The organism is Achromobacter sp. Marseille-Q0513 (genome assembly GCF_018195695.1).
GTDB lineage: Bacteria > Pseudomonadota > Gammaproteobacteria > Burkholderiales > Burkholderiaceae_B > Achromobacter.
In genome coordinates, this window is sequence record NZ_JAGTJY010000395.1 from 1 (window position 1) to 925 (window position 925).

The following is a 925-nucleotide window of genomic DNA, read 5'->3' on the forward strand; positions in this document are numbered from 1 at the left end:
ATGCAGGGAGGAAGGCGGGTGGATTCCCCTGGGGGACGGAGCGTCGGCCGGGGATGGCGGCGCGAGCCGGACGGACGTGGCGCCAGTCGGGAAGCGCCGCCGCCGGTTTGGGCGGCGGCGTCCGTTCAGCGGCTTTCGGATGCCGGCTCGGGCTGGCGCACGGCGCGGATCTTGCCGCTGGTGCTGCCGCCGCAGTAGAACACGCCGTCGCCCGCTTCCAGCCCGGAGACGTAGACGCCCGGGGGCATGAGCAGGCTCTCCTGCACCTCGCCGGTTTCGGGCGAGATGCGGCGCAACTCGCTTTCGTCGTTTTCCCAGGTGCCGTGCCACAGACCGCCGTTGGCCCAGGTGACGCCGGTGACGTAGCGGTCCGAGGCGATGGTGCGCAGGATTTTGCCCGTGGCCGGGTCGATCTTGTGGATCTTGCGCTCGCGGTAATGCGCCACCCACAGCGCGCCCTCGGCCCAGGCCATGCCCGAGCAGCCCTCGGCGGGCGCTGGCAGCGTGGCCAGGATCTCGCCGCTGCGAGGGTCGACCTTCTGGATGCTCGGACCGGCGAGCTGGTACAGGTGCCGGCCGTCGTAGGCGGTGCCGGCGCGCGCCGTCATCTTGATGATGCTGACGACCTTGCCGCTGGCCGGATCCATCGATTGCAGCGAATCGCCGGTGGCGAACCAGACCCGGCGGCCGTCGTGGCTGACGCCGTGGACATCGGTGACGCCGGGGAAGGGGCCGTATTCACGGACGATCTGGGCGGGAGCTGATTTCATGGCGGGGAGTCTCCGGAAGGGAATGGAGCCATGCTAGTCCGCCGGCGGCAGCGGCGGGAGTAACAAAACCGTCGCGCATCCGGGCGGCGGCGGCGCGGCCCAGCGGCGCGCGCGTCCCCGTCCCAGCGCTTGGGCCTGGCCGGCGGCCGCCAGGG

General features: G+C 71.8%; 1 protein-coding gene. It reads right to left on the minus strand.

Annotated elements, in window-relative coordinates:
• Positions 1-125: 125 nt before the first annotated feature.
• Positions 126-770 (minus strand): glutamine cyclotransferase, encoded by a 645-nt coding sequence (locus KDH83_RS30865; protein WP_212322872.1) that lies wholly within the window; start codon positions 768-770, stop codon positions 126-128.
• Positions 771-925 lie beyond the last annotated feature (155 nt).